The organism is Mycetocola tolaasinivorans (assembly GCF_003667565.1).
Taxonomy (GTDB): domain Bacteria; phylum Actinomycetota; class Actinomycetes; order Actinomycetales; family Microbacteriaceae; genus Mycetocola; species Mycetocola tolaasinivorans.
This window is the reverse complement of the sequence record NZ_RCUX01000014.1, coordinates 41,976-66,282: the sequence shown is the minus strand read 5'-3', so window position 1 is coordinate 66,282 and position 24,307 is coordinate 41,976. Positions and strand designations below refer to the sequence as shown.

The window sequence follows — 24,307 nt, the reverse complement described above, 5'->3', positions numbered from 1 at the left end:
AGCCGAATGCCAGGCTTCCGATGCCGAGCAGCGGCCAGAGGCCACCCGCAGCAAAAATGAAGAACTGCGTGGCTGCAAAGAACAGCACCAGCAGAAGGTGACCAACGACCATGTTCATCATCAGTCGCAGGGTCAGGGTGACCGGACGAATGACGAAGGTTGAGACGAGCTCGATCGGGGTCACAATAATGTAGACCGGCCACGGAACCCCAGCGGGGAACAGCGAGTTCTTGAAGAACTTCTTCGGGCTCTTCTTAATACCGGCGTAGATGAAGGTGATATAAGACACCAGGGCAAGAACCAACGGGACACCGATGACCGAGGTACCGGCGATGTTGAGGAACGGAATGACTCCCGTGATGTTCATGAATAGAACCATGAAGAAGATGGTGGTGAGGATCGGCAGGAAGCGCTTTGCATCCTTCTTGCCGAGGAGATCCTCGCCGATGTTGACTCGAACGAGGTCGAGTCCCATCTCGATCAGGCTCTGGAAGCGACCCGGGACGACTCGCATCCGGCGGGTGCCGATCCAGAACAACACCAAAAGAGCGGCGACAGCGATGAAACGCACCAGCATGATGCGGTTGATCGCGAACGGAGAATCTTCAAAGAGGAAGACCTCAGGGAAGAACTCCATAATGGACGGCGCGTGGAAACCATCATCGTTTCCGGTCGGGACCAGCAGGTGCACAGCGTTTACTATCAGCGCTATCTCCTGTTTCGGGCGTGGAGCTCAGCTCTCGCGACGACGAATGTTTGGACGCCCCCACCCGCACATGCAAAAAAACTGCACACTTCAGCTGGGGAACTTCAGTTAGCCTATCAAATTTTTGGCCCCCACTACGCCTGAAAGCTTGTTAAATCCACCCAATTTGTTGTCGATACGGTGTGGAAAACCTCAATCCACAGCTTGCGGGTGTAAAAGCGGCAGGTTCGCACGTGTTATCCACGGCCAAAATCGCCGGAATTGCGCCGATTTACGCACGAAGGACCGCACCGAAGTGCGGTCCCTGTCGAGCGGCGTGTCCTTAAATGAATTGCCGACTGTCGCGTCCCAGATTAGTGTCGGCGCGAGCCAAACCAATACATAACTTTTGTGATTAGACGGCGGGCTTCTCGTCCGGGTCCACGTACTTCGGCAGTTCGATGTCGCTGACCGCGGGCAGGCGGCCCTTCGCGACGGCGATGCAGTCCACCACCAGGGTGCCGATGACGCCGGCGATGAGGCAGAGCAGCAGAACCACCTTGTTGATCCAGTCGGCACCCGAGAGGTTCCAGGCGAGGATCAGGAACAGTACAAACTTGACGATCCAGCCGCCCATCACCAGACCGAAGAAGATCGGCACGTAGAGGTCGGACTTGGTGAAGCGGTTGGCCACCAGGATCGAGGCCACGGTGATACCGAGGAACACCGCAGCCATCGCGGTACCGATGAGCGCCGACCACAGGCCGCGCTGACCGTCGACGATCACGCCCACCACACCGCCCACCACGGCGATGGCCAGCGCGAGCAGACCACCCCAGATCAGGCTCTTTCGGAAGATCGGGTTTGCGTTCATGCGGGGGTGTCCTTAGCTGCGGGGAGGTCGGGGGTCGGGGCGTCCGAGGGCGTCTCGGCGGGGGCCTTGGGTCGGCGCGGGGCACGGAAGGGTTCGGGGACCACGGTTTCACCGGCCGCACGCGCCTCGCGTACGGCGATGCTGCGGGCACGCCAGCGGTTGAGGCGCGGCGCAAAGGTCCAGAGCAGGCAGATGATGACGCCAACCACGAGGAACACCACGGCGATCCAGCTGGGCGTGACCACGAAGGCGATCAGGCAGGAGGCCGAGATGACGGCGGTCCAGGCGTAGAAAACGAGCACGGCCTGGAGGTGGCTGTGGCCCATATCGAGGAGGCGGTGGTGCAGGTGCTTGCGATCGGCGGTGAAGGGTGAGGTACCGGCGACCGTGCGGCGGAAGACCGCGAGCACGAAGTCGAGCAGCGGCACAACGAGGATGGCGACTGGCAGGATGATCGGGATAAACGCACCGATCAGCTGGGTGCGACCGACCGAGGCTGTCCCCTGACCGACGCCGAGGGCGGAGGGATCGATCTGGCCGGTGATAGCCACGGCGGAGGTAGCCATCAGGAGGCCGATCAGCAGCGCTCCGGCATCGCCCATGAACATCCTGGCGGGGTGCCAGTTGAGGAAGAGGAAGCCCGCGCAGATCCCGACCAGAATGGCCGAGAGCAGCAGCGGCAGGTTGAAGAATGAGGTCTGCCCCATCGAGCGTACGAGCAGGTAGCCATAGATGAAGAACGCGCCATTGGCAATCAGGCCAACGCCCGCAACCAGGCCGTCGAGCCCGTCGATAAAGTTCACCGCGTTCATGATCAGCACGAGCGTGAACGTGGTGAGCACAAACGACATCTGGCTTGAGCCGACGGTAATGCCGCCGATGGGCAGCGAGTAGAGCTGCACGCCACTGAACGCGATGACACCGGCCGCAACGAACTGTGCGGCGAGCTTGATCATCCAGTCCAGATCGATCAGGTCATCCAGGACACCCACGACGACGATGAGTGCGGCGGCACCCAGCACGGCGATGAGTTGCCCCGGGGCATCACTGAAGGTCTGCGAGAGAAACGGGTTGATCGACGCGTAGATTGCGGCGGCGATGACTCCGAGGAACATCGCGACGCCACCGAGCCGTGGGGTCGGACGCGTGTGTACATCACGATCACGGATCTCGGGGTAGAGCTTGTACTTCAGGGCAATCTTGTAGACGGCCCAGGACAGCGCCCAGGTGGTGAGCGCCGTCAGGAACGTGACGAGGACGTACTGGATCATCCGGCACCGGTCTCGGTACCGGATTCCTCGGCGTTCTCCTGAGTCTTGGTGGGGGTTTCGCCGGCATCGGCGAGGAGGTCGCCCAGGACCCCGCGCAGGGCCTCACGGCTGACCGCACCCTCGCGCAGCACGAAGACGCGGCCGTCCGGTCCGGAGAGGCGCGTGGCGTCGACGATGGTGGAGGCGGTTTCTCCGGCCGGGCCGCCATCGAGGTAGATGTGGACGGAGGTGCCGAGCATCAGCTCGGCCTCGGCGGCCGAGGTTGCGGCGGGTAGCCCGGTGAGGTTGGCCGAGGACACCGCGAGCGGGCCGGTTTCGCGCAGCAGCGCGAGGGTGATCGGGTTGTTCGGCATGCGCACGGCCACGGTTCCGTGGGTATCTCCGAGGTCCCATACCAGGGACGGCTGGGCGTTCAGCACGATGGTGAGGCCGCCGGGCCAGAATGCCGCGACCAGATCGGTCACGGCCTCGGGCACGCTCTCGGCGAGCGCGTGCAGGGTACCCACATCGGCGACCAGCACGGGCGGGGGCTGCTGGCGCCCGCGACCCTTCGCGGCCAGGAGCGCGTTCACCGCGGCGGGCGAGAAGGCGTCGGCGGCGACACCGTAGACGGTATCGGTCGGTACGACGACGAGTTCCCCACGGCCGAGGGACATCTTGGCCAGTTTCAGGCCGGTATCGAGTTGAGCGCTCTCGGCGCAGTCATAGATGCGGGACATTATGAACAGATTCTATCGCGCAGTTCACGTGTATCCCCTGTTTGGCCCGGTTCGTGCGTCAATACACGGCATCACCCAGGTAGAGAGCGCAGAATGGATACAGACATAACATAAAGGATCCTGAATGAGAATCGAACTTCGCCAGGTCAGTAAGGGCAAGAATGGTTCGGCGCTACCCGACACCAGTCTCGTGCTGCAGACCGGGACCGCCACGTTTGCGCGAGCCGAAACGGAGCAGCGCCCCACCGTCTTGGGCCTGATCGCCGCCGGTCGGATGCGTCCCGACACCGGAACCGTGCTGATTGATGGCACCGTCGATTCCTCCCGCATTCGCCGCGAAATCGCCCTCGTTGACGCCCCGATCGTGAGCGAACCCGCTGGAAATGTGGCGGTTTCACAGGTTGTGGCCGAGGAGCTCATGTTCGCCGGGCTGAAGAGCCACCCGATTGCGGTGGGCCGCACCCTCGATGAGTTCGGGCTGCGCGATCGCGCGGGCACCGACATTGCGGATCTCGCCCCGGGAGACCGCATCCGTCTTCTCACGAACCTGGCCACCCGCCGTCCCGGCGTAACCGGAATCGTGCTGGTCTCCCCCGATCGTCACGGTGGCGACCCGGAAACCTGGTGGCGCATCGCTCGCGAGCTCGCCGCCCAGAATTTAGCCGTGCTCGTCATTGCCGGGGTCGCCGCTCACTCCGCCATCTCCGCGACCGGTGAGGTTGTGCCCGGTGCCACCGTGCCCTCCGATACCGCGACCCTCTTTGGTCTGGAAGGACTCGCCTAATGCTCAAGGTATTCGCCATGATTCGCGCGGAGTTTGCCCGGCTCTGGGCCACCCCGATGTCGCGCCTCGCGTTCCTCGCGCTGATGATTGTCCCCCTCCTCTACGGCGGTCTCTACCTCTGGGCCAACCAGAACCCCTACGATCGCCTGGACCGCATCCCGGTCGCGCTCGTGGTCGCCGACACCGGTGTCACCCAGAACGGCAAGACCACGCACTTCGGTGACGATGTGGCCGACAATCTGATCAAGGACGGCACGTTTGCCTGGCAGCGGGTGAGCGAGGCCGAGGCGAAGCGTGGCGTAGAAAACGGCGACTTCGACTTCTCGCTGACCCTGCCCAAGGACTTCTCGGAGGCCCTCGCCTCCTCGCAGACCGATGCACCGCGTCAGGCCGAGGTCATCCTGACCACCAACGATGCCAACAGCTACCTGGCCACCACCATCGGTACTCAGGCAGCAAAGACCGTGCAGACCCAGATCGTGGCCACGGTAAACAAGCAGGCAGCCCAGACCTTCCTCGACGGCCTCGCGAAGATTCGCGGGAACCTCGTGGAGGCCGCCGATGGCGGGACCAAGCTGACCGATGGCGCGCAGACCGCGCGGGAGGGGGCGGATGCCCTCGCCCAGGGTGCCGGTCAGGCGCGGGATGGTGCCGGGGAACTCGGCACCGGCCTGAACAGCCTGCGGGACGGTTCGCAGACCCTTGCGGGTGGGCTCGATACCCTGCGTAATCAGACCGCCCAGCTGCCGGATCAGACTCGGAAGCTCGCCGATGGTGCCGCCCAGGTCGCCGCCGGCAACGGCAAGATCGCCCAGGTCGGCGACGAGGTTGCCAAGGCCTCGACCGATCTCATCAACCAGATTCCGGATGCCCGCGCGAAGATCGCCGCGGACCTCGCCTCGGCCGGTGTTCCGGCGGACGCCGCACAGCGCATCCTCTCCGAGTTTGACCGCGTGGGCGGACTGGCGACCGACAGCAACTCCAAGGTGCAGGGCGTTGTGGGCCAGCTCGATCAGCTGAGCACCGGCTCATCGGCCCTCGCCGCCGGCAGCAAGACCCTCGCCGATGCCACCCCGCAGCTCGCCGGCGGTATCGGTCAGCTCGCGGACGGCGCGGGCACGCTGCGCGACGGTGCCGTGCGCGCCGCCGATGCCGCGGGCACCCTGCGCTCGGGCCTCGACACCCTGACCGATAAGCTCGGTGAACTCGGTGGCGGCCTGACCACCCTGCACGGCGGGCTCGGCACGCTCACGAGCGGACTGAGCGACGGTGCCCAGCAGATCCCGGACGCCTCGATCACCCTGCGCACAGAGCAGGCAAAGAACATCTCGAACCCGGTCAACCTGCACTCGACCGCGGTCACCAGCGCGGGCACCTATGGCGCGGGTCTGGCTCCGTTCTTCGTGAGCCTCGCGGGCTGGATCGGCATCTACGCGCTGTTCCTCATCCTGAAGCCCTTCTCGCGTCGCGCCATCACCGCGCTGCACTCCCCCATCAAGATCACCATCGCCGGCTGGATGACCCCGGCCATCCTGGGTGCGATTCAGATGATCGCGCTGTTTGGGATCGTCGCGGGTACCCTCGGATTCCAGGTATCCAACCCGGTGGGCGCCTATGGCATGATGGCGCTGGCCTCGGTGACGTTCGCCGCGATTATCCTCGCGCTGAACGTCTGGTTGGGCAGCGTTGGTCAGTTCCTGGGGCTCGTGCTCATGGTGATTCAGCTGGTCACCGCCGGCGGTACGTTCCCCTGGCAAACCCTCCCCGCGCCGCTCGCCTGGCTGCACCACTTCCTCCCGATGTCGTTCGCGGTGGACGGCATGCGTCAGCTGATGTACGGCGGAAACCTCGAGGCGGCCGGGCATGACGCCATCGTGCTCGCCCTGATCGCCCTCGGCGCGCTCGTCATCTCGGCGCTCGGGGTCACGAGGATGACGCACTACCGCACACTGCGCGACCTGCAGCCGAGCCTGATCGGGTAGGCACCGGGCCTCATACGCGAAACGGCACCATCCCTCGGGGTGGTGCCGTTCTGCGTGAGCTCGCTATTCGAGTACTACGGCCTCACCCCGCACCACCAGCGAGTGGTGCGCGAGCTCATCCAGATCCGCCACATTGTGGCTCGTTAGGACGATGGTGCGATGTGCCAACTGCTGCTGACGGATGAGGTCCTTCACGATCTCCACGCTGCGATCGTCCAGGGCGTTGAACGGCTCATCGAGAATCAAGACGTCAGGAGACTCCATCAGGGCCTGACAGATCGAGAGTTTCTGCTTCATTCCCATCGAGTATCGTCGAACGGGCTTTCGGGAGTCGGGGTCGAGCCCCAGCGTGAGCATCAGCGCACGGATCTCCTCCTCGGACACCCGGTTGCGTATGCGCGCAAGCTCCAGCAGGTTCCCCAGCCCCGATATTGAAGGCAGGTACGCGGGCCCGTCGATCATTGTGCCGAAGGAATCCGGAAATACCCGCCCCTTCCCCAGGTACCGATCCGCGACGATTACCTCGCCCGCGTTCGGCCGGGTGATTCGCGTCATTAGTCGCATCAACACGGACTTTCCGGAGCCGTTGGGGCCGCGCAGCGCATACGTCTTGCCCTCCTCCAGCGAAAAGCTCACGTTTTCGAACAGGACGGTGCCCCGAAACGTCTTAGTGACGTCACGAAACTCAAGGACGGTTGCGGTCATTTTGTACTCCCAATTTGTTGAGTGCTGCCCGCGGTCCGTCTGCGAAAACGTAGCCCAGGGCAATGAGGATGACGATGAGGATGGTGTTTTGCAGGGCCACGGTGAGGATCCACTCCCAGCCGCCATCGGCGAGGGGTGCGACCCCGAAACGATGCAGGGGAACCACGACCGAAACCACGCCTGGCAGGGGGAACACGACCAGTGCCGCGAGTATCACGATGGCGACAATCCGGGTGGAACTGATCGCACGAACGAGGGTGACGATCAGGAGGTAAATCGCGATCTGCCCGGTCCCGTTTATCAGCAGGTGCGCGCCGCCCTGGACCGCGTCGATTCCGGCGTTCCCGGATGCAAAATTCCCATTCACCGCGCCGAACACCAGCGACAACACGACACTCACGCTGATCACGTACACCGCCAGCGCTCGCGCCTGCTCACCCAGGCGGTGGACGAAGGCGCGCCTTCTACTTCCGCGACGCAGGAGCACGGCCTCTGCCCACCCCGATTGCTGCCGCTGATCGTCCGCAAGCAGCAGCCACCAGACGAACCCCATGGTGAACACAGTCTCGAGCAGGGCCTGCACCAGGGTCAGTCGGTACCCACCGAATAGCGCGACAAGGACGTCTCCAAACGAGGATTCTCCGTTCCCCGAACCGTTCCAAGCCACCCCAGCCACCACGGCTGCGAGCACGAGCACGAACACCCCACGAATCGGTGCGTCACCCCACCACAGGCGCGGATGACGAAGCTTTTCTCGTATCGTTGCCGGCGCATCGCCCGTAACGGCGTCTACGCCGCGCGTCAGACCCCAGATCAGGCCACCGACGATGAGTAGGGTACAAAATCCACGAACCTGCAGATCCACCTCGGAGCTCTGTGGCAAGAGGTTCATGAGCGTGGTTGGGTTCACCGCAGCCGGAATCGAATCCGAAAACGCGCTTCCCCACGCGCAGAGAATCCAGATCAGAACCCCCACGGCAATTGCTGCCCGCCGCGCAAAGAGGGCACAGGCTGTAAGAAGCATTCGCGTCACCACGAGGAAGAGCGCGAGTTTGACCGCGTGTGCCAGGTGCAGTCCGAAGAGCTGCCCACCCAACGGAGGCAGATCGCCGAAGAGTCGCGCCTCTCCGCCCGCCGTCAGTAGCGAGAGCGAGCCGAGGATCACGTAGATCACGCCCACCCAGATCCCGGCCGCGGTCGCGCCCTCGACAAACCCCACCCGGTAGAGGAGGCGGCTTCGGCTTCCGTATCGAAGGATGTGTTCAAGCCGGCGTCCGTTGAGGGAGGCACTGAGTGCAACAACGATCCAGACCGAGAGCACCCCAAACACGAGAAACGACGAATCGGCCGCGGTGAGGGCCACGAGGTCCGGGGCAAATATCGTGCCGACGTCCGGCGCAATCGTCACCACGGTCCCGAGGTTTGAAAACCAGTAGAGCAGTGTGATCCCGCCGAGGATGATCGTGCTGCGGCGTGTGATGATCCGGGGGCGCAGCCCGGGAGCCACACCCGAGCGCGCGGCGATCCACTCGGCAGTCTGAAGCCTCTTCACGCCAGGCTCGCGAGATCGTGTCTCGACCGCACCACGCGAGCCGACGCAAGGATCGTGACTCCGAGGAGAAGTAGCAGAACGAGAACGGGCTGCCAGATCGGCCCCTGCACCAGCCCACTCGGGTTGAACACGTACATCAGGCCAAACGCGGGTTGGCCGATCAGCGCCATGAGGATGGACTGCAGGAAGTAGAGCGCGACCGGAACGGTAAGTCCCAGGAGGATGCGGCCGGTCAGCAGGAGCGCGGCCTGGGCGAGCGCGCAGTAGAGCGCGCACTGCAGCGCCAGCAGCGCGCAGAAGAGCACACCAAACATCCCGGGCCCGAACACCATCATCTGCGAAAAGCTAAAACTTGTGCGTGCGTACCCGAGCACCTGATCCGCGCTCAGGCCGTAGCTTTCCGGGCTCAGCACTTCCGGCTGGATGTTCGGCCACAGGGCGAAGGCAAAAATGTAGAGCAGAAGGAAGGTCACAAAGAATACCGCCCAGACGCGTACCGCGGTGCCCAGCAGATGACGAACGAGCCAGGCCTTCATTGAGGTTCGCGTCCACAGCTGTGAGACGAAGCGTCGCGAGATGGCGGTGGCCGTGGGCAGCGCTCCGGCGAGCACCGGGACGAGGGGGAGGATCAGCATGAGGGGTGATCCCAGCGCCGAGGTGAAGAGGCCAAGCTCCGAATAGATCACGCTTCCCTGCCCCTGATCCAGGCCCCAGAAGATCATGATCGCCAGGCTCACCAGGGCAACGCCGATCGCGATCGGCCAGGAAAACCTCGTGGCGGTGATGGTGAAAACTGATCTCATGGGATTCCCCTCTCTACGCTCGTGCCTTCCTCTTCGGAGGAGCTGAGCCACATCCACCCAGTGAATACTGAGTATGCACTCACGTCGAGTGTAACGAATGAGGGGAGTGCCGAACGAACGTTTCCTCTCTGAGAGCGGTAACTCGCACCGAGATCCCCCGCCGAACCGCCGAATTTACAGGCATCAAGCACTCTCGTATCCCCCGCTCTGGGGGGGCACCCACCGCCGGAATGCACAAGACGGCACCACCCCGAGGGGTGATGCCGTCTTGTGTGTGCCGCTATCGGACCGCGGTGGTCACGCGGTCGCGCAGGGTGAAGTCCGGGAAGGTGGCCGGGGTGCGCCAGCCGTCGGAGGCGAGGATCGCGCGGATCGCCTCGCCCTGCAGCTCGCCGTGTTCGAGGATCAGCGTGCCACCGGAGCGCACGAGGTCGAGCCCGCGGCGGGAGATCACGCGCACGAGGTCGAGGCCGTCTTCCCCGCCAAAGAGCGCGGTGGGAGGGTCGTACTCGCGCACCTCGATATCGCGCGGAATGGCTCGGGCGGGAATGTACGGCGGGTTCGAGATGAGGACCGCGACGGTGCCGTGCAGCTCGGTGAAGGCCTCCGCCATGTCACCGTGCACGAGGGTCGCGTTGCTCGCCCCGATCTTTTCGAAGTTACGGGCGGCCCAGGCGTGCGCGGCGTCCATCTTTTCGAGGGCGAAGACGCGGGCGTTGGGCACCTCGGTGGCCATGGCCAGGGCGATTGCGCCAGACCCGGTGCCGAGATCGATCGCGATGGGTGCCTCATCGGGCAGTACCCGCAGCGCATCGATCGCGTACTGCACGACCTGCTCGGTCTCGGGCCGCGGCACAAAAACCCCGGGCCCAACAAACAGTTCCATCGCACGGAACGGTGCGGTGCCAAGAATGTGCTGCAGCGGCTCGCGTAACACTCGGCGCGCTACCAGGGGTTCGAGGGTGACGCGGTCATCCGCGCCGATCTCGCGATCCAGGATGATGGCGGTCTGTAGCTCGCCGCGGCCAAGACCCAGCACGTGGCCGATCAGCAGTTCCGCGTCAATCCGCGCATCGGCGATGCCCGCGGCGGCGAGGCGAGCCTCTACCCCATCACGGACGGCGCCCAGGGGCGCCGCCCCAGCACCCGAATCTGCGTCAATACTCTCGTGTGTCACGACGGCGTTTTCCCCTGCTCAGATCTGCGCTGCGCGAACACACAGCGTAATAAACCCTATCCGAATGACGGTGCCCTCGCGGTGGCCCGCTCCCCGCAATAGGCTAGAGCCGCATGCCTCCTCGCGCCCGCGGGCGCGAGGGTCACCGCACCGGCACGAGCCGCTGACCCCTAACGGTAAGGACACACACCCGTGAACGCATACATCCACGAGGACATCACCTCGACCTTTGGTAACACCCCCCTGGTTCGGATCAACCGCCTCGCCGCCGAGTCGGACGCCACGGTCCTCGCCAAGCTTGAGTTCTTCAACCCCGGTTCTTCGGTGAAGGACCGCCTCGCCATCGCCATCATCGACGCCGCCGAGGCCTCGGGTGCGCTGGAGCCCGGCGGTACCATCGTTGAGGGCACCTCCGGTAACACCGGCATCGGCCTGGCCCTCGTTGGTGCGGCCCGCGGCTACAAGGTCGTCCTCAGCATGCCCTCCTCGATGAGCGTCGAGCGCCGTGCCCTGCTGCGCGCCTTCGGTGCCGAGCTCGTCCTGACCGACCCGGCCGCCGGTATGCGCGGTGCCGTGGAGAAGGCCGCCGAGATCGTGGCTGAGACCCCGGGCGCAATCCTCGCCGAGCAGTTCGCCAACGCCGCCAACGTGCAGATCCACCGCGAGACCACCGCCGAGGAAATCTGGCGCGACACCGAGGGTGGCGTCGACATCTTCGTCGCCGGTGTCGGCACCGGTGGCACCGTGACCGGTGTGGGCCAGCGGCTCAAGGAGCTCAAGCCCGAGGTCAAGATCGTGGCCGTTGAGCCGATCGACTCCCCCATCCTGAACGGTGGCAAGCCGGGACCGCACAAGATCCAGGGCATCGGTGCCAACTTCGTCCCGCCGGTCCTCGACACCGAGGTGTACGACGAGGTCATCGATGTGTCCTTCGAGGACTCGCTGGAAACGGCTCGGGACCTCGCGGCGAAGGAGGGTATCCTGGCGGGTATCTCCTCGGGCGCGATCCTGTGGGCCGCTCTCGAGCTCGCTCGTCGCCCCGAGAACGCCGACAAGACCATCGTGGCCGTCGTTCCCGACACCGGTGAGCGCTACATCTCCACCGCGCTCTGGGCGGGCCTGGCCGAGTAAGGACCCATTATTCGCACCGTCTCCGGTCCCTTCGCGCGCCTGCGCGAGGACCTCCACACCGCGCGCACGCACGACCCTGCGGCCCGATCCTCGTTCGAGGTCGGTTTGCTGTACTCGGGCGTGCACGCGGTGTGGGGACACCGGGTCAGTAACGCCCTGTGGCGGCGCGGATTCAAGCTGCTCGCGCGGCTCAACTCGCAGATTGTGCGCTTCATGACCGGGATCGAAATCCACCCGGGTGCGCAGATCGGCCGCCGCTTCTTCATCGACCACGGCATGGGCGTCGTGATCGGTGAAACCGCCGTTGTCGGCGATGACGTCCTCATCTATCACGGCGTCACCCTCGGCGGGAAGTCTCTCGCGAAGGGCAAGCGCCACCCCACCATCGGCGACGGCGTGACCATCGGTGCAGGAGCCAAAATCCTCGGCCCCATTACCATCGGTCCGCGCAGCGCCGTCGGCGCCAATGCCGTGGTCACAAAGGACGCCCCCTCGGACTCCCTCCTCGTGGGTGTCCCCGCCAAGGTGCGCAAGATCGTCACCGATCCGGTGACCCCCGAATACTTCATCTAGCCCACGCACAAGCGGCCCCGGAATCGTGAGATTCCGGGGCCGCTATGCTGTGGGTGAGACTAGCCCTTGTCGCCGATCTCGGCCAGGCGAGCCTCCTCGTCAGCGGAGATCGCCGACTGAATGATGGGCTCCATGGCACCGTTCATGACGGCATCCAGGTTGTACGCCTTATAGCCGGTGCGGTGGTCAGCAACGCGGTTCTCCGGGAAGTTGTACGTACGGATGCGCTCCGAGCGGTCCATGGTGCGGATCTGGCTCTTACGGGCGTCCGAAGCCGCGGCGTCAAGCTGCTCCTGCTGGTGGGCCAGCAGGCGGGCACGCAGCACGCGCATACCGGCGTCACGGTTCTGCAGCTGCGACTTCTCGTTCTGCATGGCCACGGTGATACCGGTGGGCAGGTGGGTGATGCGCACGGCGGAGTCGGTGGTGTTCACCGACTGGCCGCCGGGGCCCGAGGAACGGTACACGTCGATCTTCAGGTCGTTCTGGTTGATCTCAACCTCTTCGGGCTCATCAACCTCGGGGAACACCAGCACACCGGTGGTCGAGGTGTGGATGCGGCCCTGCGACTCGGTGGCCGGCACGCGCTGAACGCGGTGCACGCCACCCTCGTACTTGAGGTGAGCCCACACGCCCTGCGAGGGGTCGGTGGCGTTCGACTTGATCGCCACCTGAACGTTCTTGTATCCGCCCAGGTCGCTGTGGTCGGCCTCGAGCATCTCGGTCTTCCAGCCCTTGGACTCCGCATAGTACGTGTACATGCGCAGCAGGTCGGCGGCGAACAGGGCCGATTCGGCCCCACCCTCGCCACCCTTGATCTCCATGATCACGTCGCGGGCGTCATCCGGGTCGCGCGGGATCAGCAGTCGACGCAGCTTCTCCTGGTTCTCGGCCAGACCCTCCTCGAGCGCGGGAACCTCGGCGGCGAACTCGTCGTCCTCCTTGGCCATCTCACGGGCGGCCTCCAGGTCTTCCTGAGACTGCAGCCAGCGGGTGTGCGCGGCAATGATCTTGCTCAGCTCGGCGTAGCGACGGTTGATCTTCTTCGAGCGAGCCGGGTCCTGATGGACGGCCGGATCCGCGAGCTGCTCCTGCAGATCGGCGTGCTCCTCGATCAGTGTCTGCACTGATTCAAACATGTGATTCCTTATCTCAAAACTGTTTTCGGGGAAAAAGCCCGAACCCGCTGCCCGCGGCAGTGACCTGCCGGCGAGAAACGGGTTCGAGGAAAACAGCTAGCGGTGGTCGTGACCGTTACCCGAGGTGGGTGCCGGCATCGACTTCTGCATCTGTACGAGGAACTCGACGTTGCTGGAGGTCTCCTTCAGCTTACCGAGTACAACCTCGAGGGCCTGCTGCGGGTCGAGGCCGGCGAGGGCACGACGCAGCTTCCAGGTGACCTTGACCTCGTCGTTTCCGAGCAGCATCTCCTCGCGGCGGGTCGAGGAGGCGTTGACGTCCACGGCCGGGAAGATGCGCTTATCGGCCAGCTGACGGCTGAGGCGTAGCTCGGAGTTTCCGGTGCCCTTGAACTCCTCGAAGATGACCTCATCGGCCTTCGAACCGGTCTCAACCAGCGCGGTGGCGAGAATGGTCAGCGAGCCACCGTTCTCGATGTTGCGGGCGGCACCGAAGAAGCGCTTCGGCGGGTACAGCGCCGCGGCGTCCACGCCACCGGAGAGCACGCGGCCCGAGGTGGGGGCGGCCAGGTTGTAGGCACGGCCGAGGCGGGTGATCGAGTCGAGCAGCACGACGACGTCGGTACCGAGCTCCACCAGACGCTTCGCGCGCTCGATGGCGAGCTCGGCAACGGTGATGTGGTCTTCCGCGGGGCGGTCGAACGTCGAGGCGATAACCTCGCCGCTCACCGTGCGCTGCATGTCGGTGACCTCCTCGGGACGCTCGTCCACGAGCACAACCATGAGGTGGGTCTCGGGGTTGTTGGTCGCGATGGCGTTGGCGATCTGCTGCAGCACGATGGTCTTACCGGCCTTCGGCGGGGCAACGATCAGGCCGCGCTGGCCCTTACCGATCGGGGCGACCAGGTCGATGATGCGCTGGGTCAGCTTGCCCTGCTCGGTCTCCATGCGCAGGCGCTCCTGCGGGTAGAGCGGGGTCAGCTCACCGAAGTCGACGCGGTTCGCGGCATCCTCAACGGACAGACCGTTGATCGAGTCAACCTTGACGATGGCGTTGTACTTCTGGCGGGCGTTCTGCTCGCCCTCGCGGGGCTGGCGGATGGAGCCGACCACGGCGTCACCCTTGCGCAGGTTGTACTTCTTTACCTGGCCGAGCGACACGTAGACGTCGTTGGTGCCGGGCAGGTAACCGGAGGTGCGCACGAAGGCGTAGTTGTCCAGGACATCGAGGATACCGGCGATGGGCAGCAGCACGTCGTCTTCGGCCAGCTCGATCTCGCCGTCCTCGCCCACGCCGCGACGCTTGCGGTCACGGTAGCGTCCGCGGCCGCGAGCGCCGTCGTCCTCGGTGTTCTGGGCGCGCTCGGCGGGGCCGTTGTTGCGATCGTTTCGAGCGCCATCGTTCTGTGCGCGATCGTTCTGTGCGCGATCGTTCTGACCGCGGGTGTTCTCGTTGCGGGCTCCGTCGTTCTGGCCGTTCTGGCCGTTCTGGCCGTTGTTACGGTCATTCTGACGAGCCTCGGGGGCGTCCTCGGTGCGGTTCTCGGCCTGCTCGGTACGCTCGGCGGCACCGCGTCCACGGCCGCGGCCACGGCCACGGGTGTTGGTGCGCGGCTGTTCAGCGGCGGGCTCGGCCGCCTCGGTGGTCTCGGCGGCGGGGGCCTCGGCGACCTGCTCGGCGGGTGCCTCGGTGGTCTCGGTGGCGTTTGTCTGACCGCGTCCACGGCCACGGCCACGGCCACGGCGGTTGCCGCGCGGAGCCTCGGTGCCGTCGATGTCGGCGGGTGCGTCGGCGGCGTTCTCGGCCTGCTCGGTCGGGGTGTTCGGGATCAGCGCGGCACCATCGTGGTTGACGTGTCCACGAGCGGATACCGGGGCAGCGGTTTCGGTGGCCTGGGCTTCGGCAGCGGGGGCTTCGGCAGCGGGCTGGGCGGTCACCGCGTCGGCGGTGACCGTGTTGGTGCTGACACGACGCGATCCACGCTTGCGGATTACGGGCTCGGCCGCGGCGGGCGCCACCGCTTCGGCCGGAACGGCCTCGGCGGCAGGGGCCTCTACTGCCGGTGCCTCTACTGCCGGTGCGTCGGCTGCCGGTGCCTCGACCGACGGCGACGTCGCCTCGGTCTCGGCGGGTGCCTCGACGGCGGATGCCACGGATCCGGCACCCGACTCGGCACGAGCGGCCACGATGGCTTCGACCAGGGCGCTCTTACGCAGCTTGGATGAACCCACGACGCCGTGCTCGGTGGCCAGGGCCTGCAGCTGGGCCACCTTCAGGGTGGACAGCGCGTCATTGGCGATTTCGTAGGTGGTTTCGGTGTTACTCACGGAGGGTTCCTTCCCCTATACCCGGGCATGTGGCACGGGCTGAATGCTCATCGCGGCATGGGAAACGCGGGATACGAGACCCGACCCGATCCGGAGACGTAATGCTCGGTACGGGGGCACAGAAGCGATGGCGTTGATGTGCAGAATTACCCGCCCGGCCAGATTTACCGCCGTGAAACTAACAGCGTTCGAGACGGTGTTGCCGTGTGGGATTATGCCCAGACTAGCACCTCGGCCGCCCCAAGCGCGAGAAAAACCCCGCACGCCACGCGGGCGTACGGGGTTGTTCACGGGTGTTTAGTCGCGGGAAGTCGCGGCGGATCTGCGCTTTGCGACCAGCGCACCGGATCCCAAGAGCAGAAGGATCAGCGCGAGGATGCCACCCGAAGTGGGTGGATTGTGGCCGGTCTCACCGAGGGTTCCTCCGGGCCCGATGGTTGGTCCCGGGGTTCCGGGCTCGGAGGGGTCCGGGGTAAGGGTGGCCGTCACCGTCGGGGTGGGCGAGATCGTTCCGGGATCGGTCGGCGACGGGGTCGACGTCGGCGAAACCGTCACGGTCGGCGCGGGGCTCGACGTCGGCGAAACGGTTACGGTGGGCGTGGGCGTCGGCGTGGGCGAAACCGTCACGCTGGGCGAGGGCGAGGGCGAAACCGTCGCATCCACCGACAGACGGTGGTCGGAGGGTTCAGCCTCGATCAGCTCGGTCGTGGCATTATCCGCCTCCGCGCGGGCGACGTTTTCCACCGCACCGTCCGCCGCCTCGGCCTCGGTAATGATCCACGGCTCGACGCTGACACACCGAATCGATTGCCCGACGTTCAGGGTGTTTGAGGGGCGGTCGATGGCGATGCCCGCCTCGGTCAGCTTGTCATCGATGACCCGAACCTCCTCCAGCCGGGTATCGCCGGTGTTGGTGACGGTGAAGGCGTACCAGACGCGATCGCCCGCGTCCACGCGCCCGTTGTCGTTTACGTCCTCGACGCCCGCGGGGATGTCTCCGCCGCCGGGGTGGGCCGCGTTGTCATCATCGAGGGACTTGACGATACTCAGCCCGGGCTCAACCCGTTCCACGTTCACGGTGGCGGCACTCTCGGCCGAGGTCAGACGGGCACCATTTGTGGGGATGCCACGCACGGTTGCGCTGTTGGTTACCGACCCGGCCTCCACATCCGCCGCCTGGATTTCATACCCGGCTTCGGTCACGCACGTGGTCGACTGTCCGGGGCGCAGACGCGTGGTTTCGCAGCGCACGCCCACCCCCTGCGCCTGGACGAGCGGATCAATCACCTGAATCTGTTCGATCGCGGTCGCACCACCGTTTGTGACGGTGAAGGCGAACGGCACGAGGTCACCCAGGCGGATGGAGCCGCTACCGTCGAGGTCTTCGTAGTCTCCGAGGAACGTCTTCTTGATCTCGAGGGAGGGCACAAAGTGCACGGTGCACCCCCGGTTTCCCTCGACGCAGACCGCGGGACGAGCCTCACCCGCACGCAGCAGGAAGTTCGCGATCACGCCGTCCCCGGTGCGGGCCCCCACGGTCACCGAGTAGGTCAGCTGAACGCTCTGGCCCGGTTCGAGCGTGCCAGTCAGTCCCATCCGATGGGTGTCGGCGTTCCAGGTTGGCACGAGGGTGGCATCCCCCGGAGTGATCGTCACCCGATCCACCGAAAAGTCATTGAGGTCCACGTCATCCGTGAGCCCATTCATATCGTCCACATGATTGATCGCTACGGGGTTTTGCCCGTTATTTGCAAACGAGAGCGTGTAGGTGATCTCCTCACCCGGCAGCACCGCCGTCTCCCGCAGCGGTGTACTCGACTTCTCGAACGAGAGGCCGTCCACGGGGTGCTCGGTCCATCCACAGGTTGCCAGGCTGCGGTTATCGAGCACCGGGCAGCCCTCGGGGAACGGTGGCGGGGTCTCCTCCAAATGGGCAAAGGCCACGTTGTACAGCGCACCATCGCCGCCCTGTTCGAGCGGCTTGACCACCGCGGAGTAGTTCACGGAGACGGCGGTTTCCACGGGGATGCCCGTGCCGGTCCACGTCCACTGCCTGTTGTCGTCGCGCGTCACGATTGTCGTCATCGCACCACCCAGCTCCTGTGCGGAGGGGGTCTGGGTGAGGGCGTCCAGATCGACGTCGGCGTCATCGGTCACGCCGGTGATGGTGTCGCTGAGGCGGCCGTTCCAAAAGTTCGCGGGCTGAGAGATCTGTTCCGGATGCGAATAGGGCACGGCACTCGCGGTGACCGTATAGTTGACGACCTCGCCCGGGGAGACCGAAACACCCGATGCCGGCACCGAGTCCTTCGTCACCGCAAACCCGGGGATATCCATGGTCACTACCGGGGCACCCGGCTCGTTGAGATCAAAGCGCTCATAGGCCCAGGTGTCGAGTGAGCGGTTGTTTCCCCAGGACCCACCGTTGGTGGTGCTGGATGCGCTCCCGTTCATGTCCTTACATCCGGTTGCGCTCCATCCACGCACTCCCCCGTTCGAGTCCACGCCCTCCTCCGGCGAGCGCAGCGGCGAGGGCAGGGTGCCACACTTGATGTTGGCCTGGCGATCCCATTCGCGCAGGGTCACCGGTTCATCGTTCCAGTGCACGATCGTGGATCCGCTGCTCTGCAGACCGTTCAGTCGGGTGACCTTCATACCTCCGGAGAGGATCTCCACGTCCCCCAGCAGGAAGTGGGTCTCACCGAGCTTTTCGATGCCCACGCGGAACGCAATCGGCGTACTGGTGGGAATCTCGGCCCCGGCGGCGTCGCGTCCATCAAAGCGGAACCGCCCCTGGCCACCGTAGATGGCCGACCGGGTCACGATGTCCTTCGGCCCGGCGAAGTCGCCATCCCCATCGGTATCAATTCGGATCTCGATGTTGCCCTCGAAGCCGCTCGCAACAAAGGTGAACAGCCCCGCTCGGGAACCCGGGAAATCGGGTGTGAACCGCTGTACCCTGAGTTCGGGTTTTTCGAGGGGAACGTTGAGCCAGGTGGTGGCACCGCCGGGCAGCGTGACAACGCGCGGGAGTCCGTCAAGGTTGGGTTTGCCGAAAAAGACCTTGTCCGGGGCGGCACCACACTGCGGCTTCCAGCTCACCGGACCAAAATCTGGCTTGGGGTTGTTCGCCCCCGATGCGAGTGAGTGATAGACCGATGCGCAGGTGGTTCCGTTGACGTTACCGAAGGCCGATGCCTGGAACGCCGAGGTAATACCGCGCAGGCCGCGATACTCGACCTCGTAGGTGTATCCGAACTCGGTCTGTACCCACATCGGGTAGGAGGGCACCGTCGCGCTGTCGGTGAGGTCGAAGCGTTCGCTCCAGGTGCGGCCCGGTACCGTTGAGTTCCCGCGCAGTGGGTTGATCTGCCAGGTCACGATGTTGCGCCCGTGGTTATTGGGGTGGGATCCGCGGGCGGGCTCGAGCGCGGCGACCCAGACGCCGGCCTCCGTCTGTACCGGGCCCTCCCAGTCGCAGCGTTTTCCGGCCCCGGTGGCCTGATTACACTCCCAGGCGACCTCACCATCGGGGGCATAGACCACCCACTTGGTTACCAGGTCACCGCCGTTTGCTCCGGTGTTGGTTCGAAAAGCCGAACGGACCTGGAACCTCTCTCCCGGGCTCACATAGCTGTACCAGCGCTGAGGGATCTGCACGCTCGTACCCTCGACGCCGGCCTCGGCGGAGGCGGGCGGAGCGGTCACCGCATCCAGCGCGAACCCGCCCGATGCAACGAGCACCAGTGCCAGCACCGCGGCGCACCATCTCCGTGGTCCATGTTGGGCCCCCGTCGTGCGTGCAGCCCGAGTACCGTGAACGCGCTTCATTGGCGACATACCCACCCATTCCCCTGTGTGTGTGGGCCACACTATCGGGGTCTCGGCGTCGAAATCCACGATTAAATGAGAACTGAAACCGATTGATATGAAATAGCTCAAAATCACGAAAAAACGGCCCCCGGGAGGGGGCCGTTTTCGCGCAAATCCTGGATCTAGGCGGTCTCGAGCTGGGCGACGCTCGCCCCCTGCACATCCACCGCGAGCGGGTGGACCTGCCAGGGCACGGTGGCCTCGGCGGCGACAAACTCGGCCGCCGCGCTCCGCTCGCCGGTGCCGTCGGCGAGCACCAGGATCGACGGGCCCGCGCCGGACACCACGGCGGGGAAACCCTTCTCCCGCAGCGCGGTCACGAGCTCGTGGGTCGCGGGCATGGCCGAGGCACGGTAGTTCTGGTGCAGACGGTCCTCGGTGGCATCCCACAGGAGGTCCGGGCTCTGGGTGAGCGCGGCGATGAGAAGTGCCGAGCGAGAGACGTTGAACACTGCGTCCTCGTGCGGTACCTGCGCGGGCTGGAGGCCACGCGCCACCTTGGTGGAGAGCGTGTGCTCGGGAACCAGCACGAGCGGCGAGACACCGCGGTTCACCTCGAGCTTTTTGTGCTTGGGTCCGGCAGCGGTCTCCCAGGCGATGGTGAGCCCGCCAAACAGTGCGGGGGCCACATTATCCGGGTGGCCCTCGATCTCGGTGGCGATGCGCAGCAGGTCGGTGTCCGAGAACTCGACGATCCCGGCCAGCAGACCCTTCGCCGCCATGATGCCCGCCACGACGGCGGCCCCCGAGGACCCCATACCCCGACCGTGCGGGATCGTGTTGTGCGCGATGATGTTGACACCCGGAACCGGCTGGTCCACGGCGGTAAACGCATAGGCCATCGAGGTCACCACGAGGTTGGTGTCGTCGGTGGGAACGGTGCCCTCGCCCACGCCGTGAATCTCGACGAACGCACCGGGCTCCGCGCGGACGCTCACCTCAATCTCGTCGTACACGCTGAGAGCCAGACCGAGGGTGTCGAACCCCGGGCCGAGGTTAGCGGAGGTTGCGGGGACGCGAACTCGAACGCCGCGTCCACTCAGGGTCGCGACGTTCCCGGGCATATCCGAGGGGCTCATTCCTTTACCAGTCCTTACACCGAGCGAGGCTCGGGGGTTTCGGCCACCGGGGCGGCCGGGTGAAGTGGGTGTCTCGTACAAAACCGCCGAGACCATACGGGGGCGGCGCGTGGGCCTCACTGGGTGGCCCACGCGCCGGTGATCAGTGTTACTCGCCCTCGAAGCGCAGCACGCTGATGACCGCGCGAACCGCCTCGTGCGAGCGCAGGGCGTTCACGGTGTTCTGAACGGCGTCCTCACGCGAGGTGTGGGTGCCGATCACGAGCATTGCGGCGTGCTCACCGGAGACCTCATCGGCCTCGGCCGCGGACTGCACCACGGTTTCGACCGAGACACCGGCCTCGGCGAGGATGCCGGCGATCTGCGCGAGCACTCCCGGGCGGTCGCTCACGCGCAGCGCGATCTGGTATCGCGCACTCACCTCGCCGATCGGGATCAGCGGCAGCTTCGCGGTCGCGCCCTCGGTGAGGCCGGGTCCACCGGCCACGTGACGACGCGCGGCCGACACCAGGTCGCCAAGCACGGCCGAGGCGGTCTGGACACCACCGGCACCCGCACCGTAGAACATCAGCGGACCGGCAGCAGCGGCCTCCACGAACACCGCGTTGTTACCGCCGTGTACCGAGGCAAGCGGGTGCTCCTTGGGGATGAGTGCCGGGTAAACGCGGGTAGAGATACCCTCGCCGTGCTCGCCGGTCACGCGCTCGGCGATGGCCAGAAGCTTGATGGTGGCCCCTGCGGCAGCGGCGTCACGAATCTGCTCGGCGGTGATGTCCGCGATGCCCTCGCGGTACACGGCCTCTGCCGGCACATCGGCGTGGAAGGCGAGGCGCGCGAGAATCGCGGCCTTCTGCGCGGCGTCATAGCCGTCGACATCGAGCGTCGGGTCGGCCTCGAGGAATCCCAGCTCAAACGCGGTCTTCTGCGCCTGCTCCATGGTGTCGCCGAAGCGGTCCATGCGGTCCAGGATGAAGTTGGTGGAGCCGTTGACGATCGCCAGGATGCGGTTGATCTTGTCGCCCGCGAGGCTCTCGCGCAGCGGGCGCAGGATCGGGATGGCACCGGCCACGGCGGCCTCATAGGAGATCAGCGCGCCCACGCGAGCCGCGGCATCAAACAGTTCGGGGCCGTGAGCGGCGATCAGCGCCTTGTTTCCCGTCACGACGTCTGCTCCGGCGGCCACGGCCTCCAGGATCAGGGTGCGGGCGGGCTCGATGCCGCCGATCAGCTCGATCACAACGTCGGCACGCTGCACCAGCGCGGTCGCGTCGGTGGTCAGCAGCTCGGCCGGGATATCCCAGTCGCGGGCGGAGTCCAGGCTGCGGACGGCCACGCCCACGAGGTCGAGCGTGATGCCGGCGCGAGCGGCCAGCTCGGCTCGATCCTCGATCAGGATTCGGGCCACCTGGGATCCCACGGATCCGGCACCCAGCAGCGCGACGCGCAGCGTACGAAGGTCACTCACTTTTTATCCAATCCGGCATCGCGAGCCAGGAGTTCGGTCTCGGTGTCGCCACGCACGAGGAGGCGAGCGGCACCGTCACGGACGGCGATCACGGCCGGGCGGCCGAGGAAGTTGTAGTTACTGGCCAGGGACCAGCAGTAGGCACCGGTCGCGGGGACGGCGATGCGGTCACCCGGGACGATGTCCGCGGGCAGGTATTCGTTGTACACCACGATGTCACCGGATTCGCAGTGCTTTCCAGCCACGCGGGAGAGCGCGGGGGCAGCGGTGGAGACGCGGTTGGTCATGCGGGCGGAATACTGTGCACCGTAGAGCGAGGGGCGAGCGTTGTCGCTCATGCCGCCGTCCACGGAGAGGTAGCGCCGGATCGCGGTGCCACCCCCGGAAAGCGCCACCGATACATCCTTGGTGGTGCCAACCTCGTACAGACTCATCGTAGTGGGTCCGGAGATGTAGCGGCCCGGCTCGAAGGCGAGCACGGGCACCGTGATACCGAGACGCGCGGCGGCGGCGGCCACGTGATCGGCGATATCGCGGGCAAGGTCCTCGATCGGGGCGGGGTCATCGACGCGGGTGTAGGCAATACCAAATCCGCCACCGAGGTTTAGCTCGGGGATGTCGCCACCAGCGAGCAGGTCGCGGTGCAGTTCAAGCATGCGGGCGGCGGACTCGGCGAATCCGGCCGAGCCAAAGATCTGCGAGCCAATGTGGCAGTGCAGGCCGAGAAAGCGCAGTTCGGCGCGGGCGCGAATCCGTGCCACTGCCTCGGGGGCGTCGGCCCGGGTAATGCCGAACTTCTGGTCCTCGTGGGAGGTGGCCAGGAAGTCGTGGGTGTCGGCGTGCACCCCGGAATTCACGCGCAGGCGTACGTTCTGCACCACGCCGTGACGGGCGGCGGCATCGGCCACGCGGTCGATCTCCTGCAGGCTATCGAGCACGATCGCCCCGATTCCCGCACCCACGGCGCGGTCGATCTCGGCGAGCGACTTGTTGTTACCGTGCAGGCCGAGGCGGGCGGCCGGCACACCGGCGGCGAGCGCTAGCGCAAACTCTCCCCCGCTGCAGACGTCCACGTAGAGGCCGGCCTCATCCACCCAGCGCACAACATCGGCACTGAGGAATGATTTCCCGGCGTAGTAGACCTTGGCGGTGGTGCCGATGCGTGCGGTCTCGGCGTCGAAGGCGGCGCGGGTGCGCAGGGCGCGGCCGCGGAAGTCTGCCTCATCGATCACGTAGAGCGGGCTGCCGTAGGTGGCGGCGAGCTCATCGACCGGAATACCGGCGAGGCTCAGACGGCCATCGGCATCGCGCGCGGTGTTCGCAGGCCAGAGGCCGGGCACCAGGTCGTTGGGGTCTGCGGGAATATCGAGCCAGGCGGGGGCAAGATCGGTGGCGGAGTCGGTGTGAGGAGCGGCCACGGCGGAACCAATCTGTGGGAGCGGGGACCGGAACGTGCCGGTCGACGGAGTGCGACCAGTCTAGCCGGGCGGCACCTGCCCATTTTCCCAGAATCCGTATGCCGATTCACGCACATGTCACGGATCGCGGCGGTCGTCTTCACGCGCTCGCTTCCGCGCGCGCGAGGCACGCAGATTGGCGATGTTTCCGCACACCTGTGCGTCGTGCCAGACCCCGCTCATATTTCGAGATCGATCATAGAAGGCCACACCACAGGTCGGGTTCTTGCACACCTTGAGGCGACGCCACGTTCCATCCTGCTGGGCACGATAGGCATGCAGGAGCATCTGAGAAACCACACCCTCCCATCCGTCCTCGGCACTCGCTGCGATCACGCTCCCATCAGCGGCGAGGCTCAGGGTGAGGGCTCCGCGGGCCCGCGGGAAATCCGGCCGCACATCCGACGGCGTCTCCGGAGCCTCCTCGGTGAGGGTGCGGCGCAGCGCATCCCGCAGCTCACGCAGCCGTGCGGGATCCCCTGTTCCCGCTGCCACCGGGGGATCCTCGACCCCGCGACTCTCCCACCAGTTTCGGGCTGTGTCGACGTCCGCCAGGACGTCCGGCTTCGTGATGCGTCCGCTGGAGAAGGTGTTGAGGAGGTCCTGAACCGCACCCGCGTCCCCGGGACCCCGGGTGACGCCGTATCGCTCACTCACTTTTTGCATGCCGCTAGCATACCGTGCGACAGAGGTGTATGCTCAACGATTAT

Annotated in this window: 19 protein-coding genes; 4 read left to right on the top strand and 15 right to left on the bottom strand. The window is 65.6% G+C overall.

Annotation, left to right across the window (positions count from 1 at the left end):
- The 4 genes from D9V32_RS14750 to D9V32_RS14735 form a co-directional block, all read right to left on the bottom strand.
- Positions 1–691: F0F1 ATP synthase subunit A (locus D9V32_RS14750; protein WP_147440500.1), on the bottom strand; the 691-nt coding region annotated here is incomplete at its 3' end.
- A gap of 409 nt (positions 692–1,100) precedes the next feature.
- On the bottom strand, positions 1,101–1,559 hold the full coding sequence (locus D9V32_RS14745; protein WP_121649678.1) for a Cg1360 family ATP-synthase-associated protein: 459 nt from the start codon (positions 1,557–1,559) through the stop codon (positions 1,101–1,103).
- The gene (locus tag D9V32_RS14740; RefSeq protein WP_121649677.1) at positions 1,556–2,830 is read right to left on the bottom strand and encodes an MraY family glycosyltransferase; all 1,275 of its coding nucleotides are present in this window, start codon (positions 2,828–2,830) and stop codon (positions 1,556–1,558) included. Before D9V32_RS14740 ends, D9V32_RS14745 begins: the two co-directional genes overlap by 4 nt.
- On the bottom strand, positions 2,827–3,549 hold the full coding sequence (locus D9V32_RS14735; RefSeq protein WP_121649676.1) for an L-threonylcarbamoyladenylate synthase: 723 nt from the start codon (positions 3,547–3,549) through the stop codon (positions 2,827–2,829). Before D9V32_RS14735 ends, D9V32_RS14740 begins: the two co-directional genes overlap by 4 nt.
- A gap of 124 nt (positions 3,550–3,673) precedes the next feature.
- Here D9V32_RS14735 and D9V32_RS14730 point away from each other — a divergent pair, with 124 nt between their 5' ends.
- Complete coding sequence (locus D9V32_RS14730; RefSeq protein WP_183086340.1) at positions 3,674–4,333, top strand: P-loop NTPase family protein; 660 nt, start codon at positions 3,674–3,676, stop codon at positions 4,331–4,333.
- Complete coding sequence (locus tag D9V32_RS14725; protein WP_121649675.1) at positions 4,333–6,315, top strand: YhgE/Pip family protein; 1,983 nt, start codon at positions 4,333–4,335, stop codon at positions 6,313–6,315. Before D9V32_RS14730 ends, D9V32_RS14725 begins: the two co-directional genes overlap by 1 nt.
- Positions 6,316–6,378: 63 nt before the next feature.
- Here D9V32_RS14725 and D9V32_RS14720 read toward each other — a convergent pair whose 3' ends face one another.
- The 4 genes from D9V32_RS14720 to prmC all read right to left on the bottom strand — a co-directional run bounded on the left by D9V32_RS14720 (position 6,379) and on the right by prmC (position 10,552).
- Positions 6,379–7,020, bottom strand: coding sequence for an ATP-binding cassette domain-containing protein (locus D9V32_RS14720; RefSeq protein ID WP_121649674.1), 642 nt, complete (start codon positions 7,018–7,020; stop codon positions 6,379–6,381).
- A complete protein-coding gene (locus D9V32_RS14715; RefSeq protein WP_121649673.1) occupies positions 7,001–8,572 on the bottom strand; it encodes a hypothetical protein in 1,572 nt (523 codons plus the stop codon). The genes D9V32_RS14720 and D9V32_RS14715 overlap by 20 nt, the downstream gene beginning before the upstream one ends.
- Entirely contained in the window at positions 8,569–9,375 is an 807-nt protein-coding gene (locus D9V32_RS14710; RefSeq protein ID WP_121649672.1) for a hypothetical protein, read from the bottom strand. The genes D9V32_RS14715 and D9V32_RS14710 overlap by 4 nt, the downstream gene beginning before the upstream one ends.
- 280 nt (positions 9,376–9,655) lie before the next feature.
- The gene (gene prmC / locus D9V32_RS14705; protein WP_425462012.1) at positions 9,656–10,552 is read right to left on the bottom strand and encodes a peptide chain release factor N(5)-glutamine methyltransferase; all 897 of its coding nucleotides are present in this window, start codon (positions 10,550–10,552) and stop codon (positions 9,656–9,658) included.
- A 192-nt stretch (positions 10,553–10,744) separates the two neighbouring features.
- Here prmC and cysK point away from each other — a divergent pair, with 192 nt between their 5' ends.
- Both cysK and epsC read left to right on the top strand, forming a co-directional pair.
- On the top strand, positions 10,745–11,683 hold the full coding sequence (gene cysK / locus D9V32_RS14700) for a cysteine synthase A (RefSeq protein ID WP_121649671.1): 939 nt from the start codon (positions 10,745–10,747) through the stop codon (positions 11,681–11,683).
- 9 nt (positions 11,684–11,692) lie between these two features.
- A complete protein-coding gene (epsC, locus tag D9V32_RS14695) occupies positions 11,693–12,256 on the top strand; it encodes a serine O-acetyltransferase EpsC (protein ID WP_220700721.1) in 564 nt (187 codons plus the stop codon).
- A gap of 59 nt (positions 12,257–12,315) precedes the next feature.
- On the opposite strand, the gene prfA is transcribed toward epsC, so the two are convergent.
- The 7 genes from prfA to D9V32_RS14660 all read right to left on the bottom strand — a co-directional run bounded on the left by prfA (position 12,316) and on the right by D9V32_RS14660 (position 24,263).
- The gene (prfA, locus tag D9V32_RS14690) at positions 12,316–13,395 is read right to left on the bottom strand and encodes a peptide chain release factor 1 (protein ID WP_121649669.1); all 1,080 of its coding nucleotides are present in this window, start codon (positions 13,393–13,395) and stop codon (positions 12,316–12,318) included.
- A gap of 96 nt (positions 13,396–13,491) precedes the next feature.
- A complete protein-coding gene (rho, locus tag D9V32_RS14685) occupies positions 13,492–15,723 on the bottom strand; it encodes a transcription termination factor Rho (protein ID WP_121649668.1) in 2,232 nt (743 codons plus the stop codon).
- A 297-nt stretch (positions 15,724–16,020) separates the two neighbouring features.
- Entirely contained in the window at positions 16,021–19,479 is a 3,459-nt protein-coding gene (locus D9V32_RS14680; RefSeq protein WP_121649667.1) for a DUF7927 domain-containing protein, read from the bottom strand.
- A gap of 239 nt (positions 19,480–19,718) precedes the next feature.
- A complete protein-coding gene (gene thrB, locus D9V32_RS14675; RefSeq protein ID WP_245982349.1) occupies positions 19,719–20,675 on the bottom strand; it encodes a homoserine kinase in 957 nt (318 codons plus the stop codon).
- Between the two features lie 148 nt (positions 20,676–20,823).
- Entirely contained in the window at positions 20,824–22,140 is a 1,317-nt protein-coding gene (locus tag D9V32_RS14670; RefSeq protein WP_121649665.1) for a homoserine dehydrogenase, read from the bottom strand.
- Entirely contained in the window at positions 22,137–23,558 is a 1,422-nt protein-coding gene (gene lysA / locus D9V32_RS14665) for a diaminopimelate decarboxylase (protein WP_121649664.1), read from the bottom strand. The genes D9V32_RS14670 and lysA overlap by 4 nt, the downstream gene beginning before the upstream one ends.
- A 117-nt stretch (positions 23,559–23,675) precedes the next feature.
- Complete coding sequence (locus D9V32_RS14660; RefSeq protein ID WP_121649663.1) at positions 23,676–24,263, bottom strand: CGNR zinc finger domain-containing protein; 588 nt, start codon at positions 24,261–24,263, stop codon at positions 23,676–23,678.
- Positions 24,264–24,307: the final 44 nt, after the last annotated feature.

Bases quoted from the DNA above. Each gene is read 5' to 3' on its own strand.
- prfA (WP_121649669.1), bottom strand. From the start codon at position 13,395: ATGTTTGAATCAGTGCAGACACTGATCGAGGAGCACGCCGATCTGCAG.
- D9V32_RS14745 (WP_121649678.1), bottom strand. From the start codon at position 1,559: ATGAACGCAAACCCGATCTTCCGAAAGAGCCTGATCTGGGGTGGTCTG.
- thrB (WP_245982349.1), bottom strand. From the start codon at position 20,675: ATGAGCCCCTCGGATATGCCCGGGAACGTCGCGACCCTGAGTGGACGC.
- D9V32_RS14725 (WP_121649675.1), top strand. From the start codon at position 4,333: ATGCTCAAGGTATTCGCCATGATTCGCGCGGAGTTTGCCCGGCTCTGG.
- D9V32_RS14720 (WP_121649674.1), bottom strand. From the start codon at position 7,020: ATGACCGCAACCGTCCTTGAGTTTCGTGACGTCACTAAGACGTTTCGG.
- D9V32_RS14730 (WP_183086340.1), top strand. From the start codon at position 3,674: ATGAGAATCGAACTTCGCCAGGTCAGTAAGGGCAAGAATGGTTCGGCG.
- D9V32_RS14710 (WP_121649672.1), bottom strand. From the start codon at position 9,375: ATGAGATCAGTTTTCACCATCACCGCCACGAGGTTTTCCTGGCCGATC.
- D9V32_RS14740 (WP_121649677.1), bottom strand. From the start codon at position 2,830: ATGATCCAGTACGTCCTCGTCACGTTCCTGACGGCGCTCACCACCTGG.
- D9V32_RS14735 (WP_121649676.1), bottom strand. From the start codon at position 3,549: ATGTCCCGCATCTATGACTGCGCCGAGAGCGCTCAACTCGATACCGGC.
- D9V32_RS14660 (WP_121649663.1), bottom strand. From the start codon at position 24,263: ATGCAAAAAGTGAGTGAGCGATACGGCGTCACCCGGGGTCCCGGGGAC.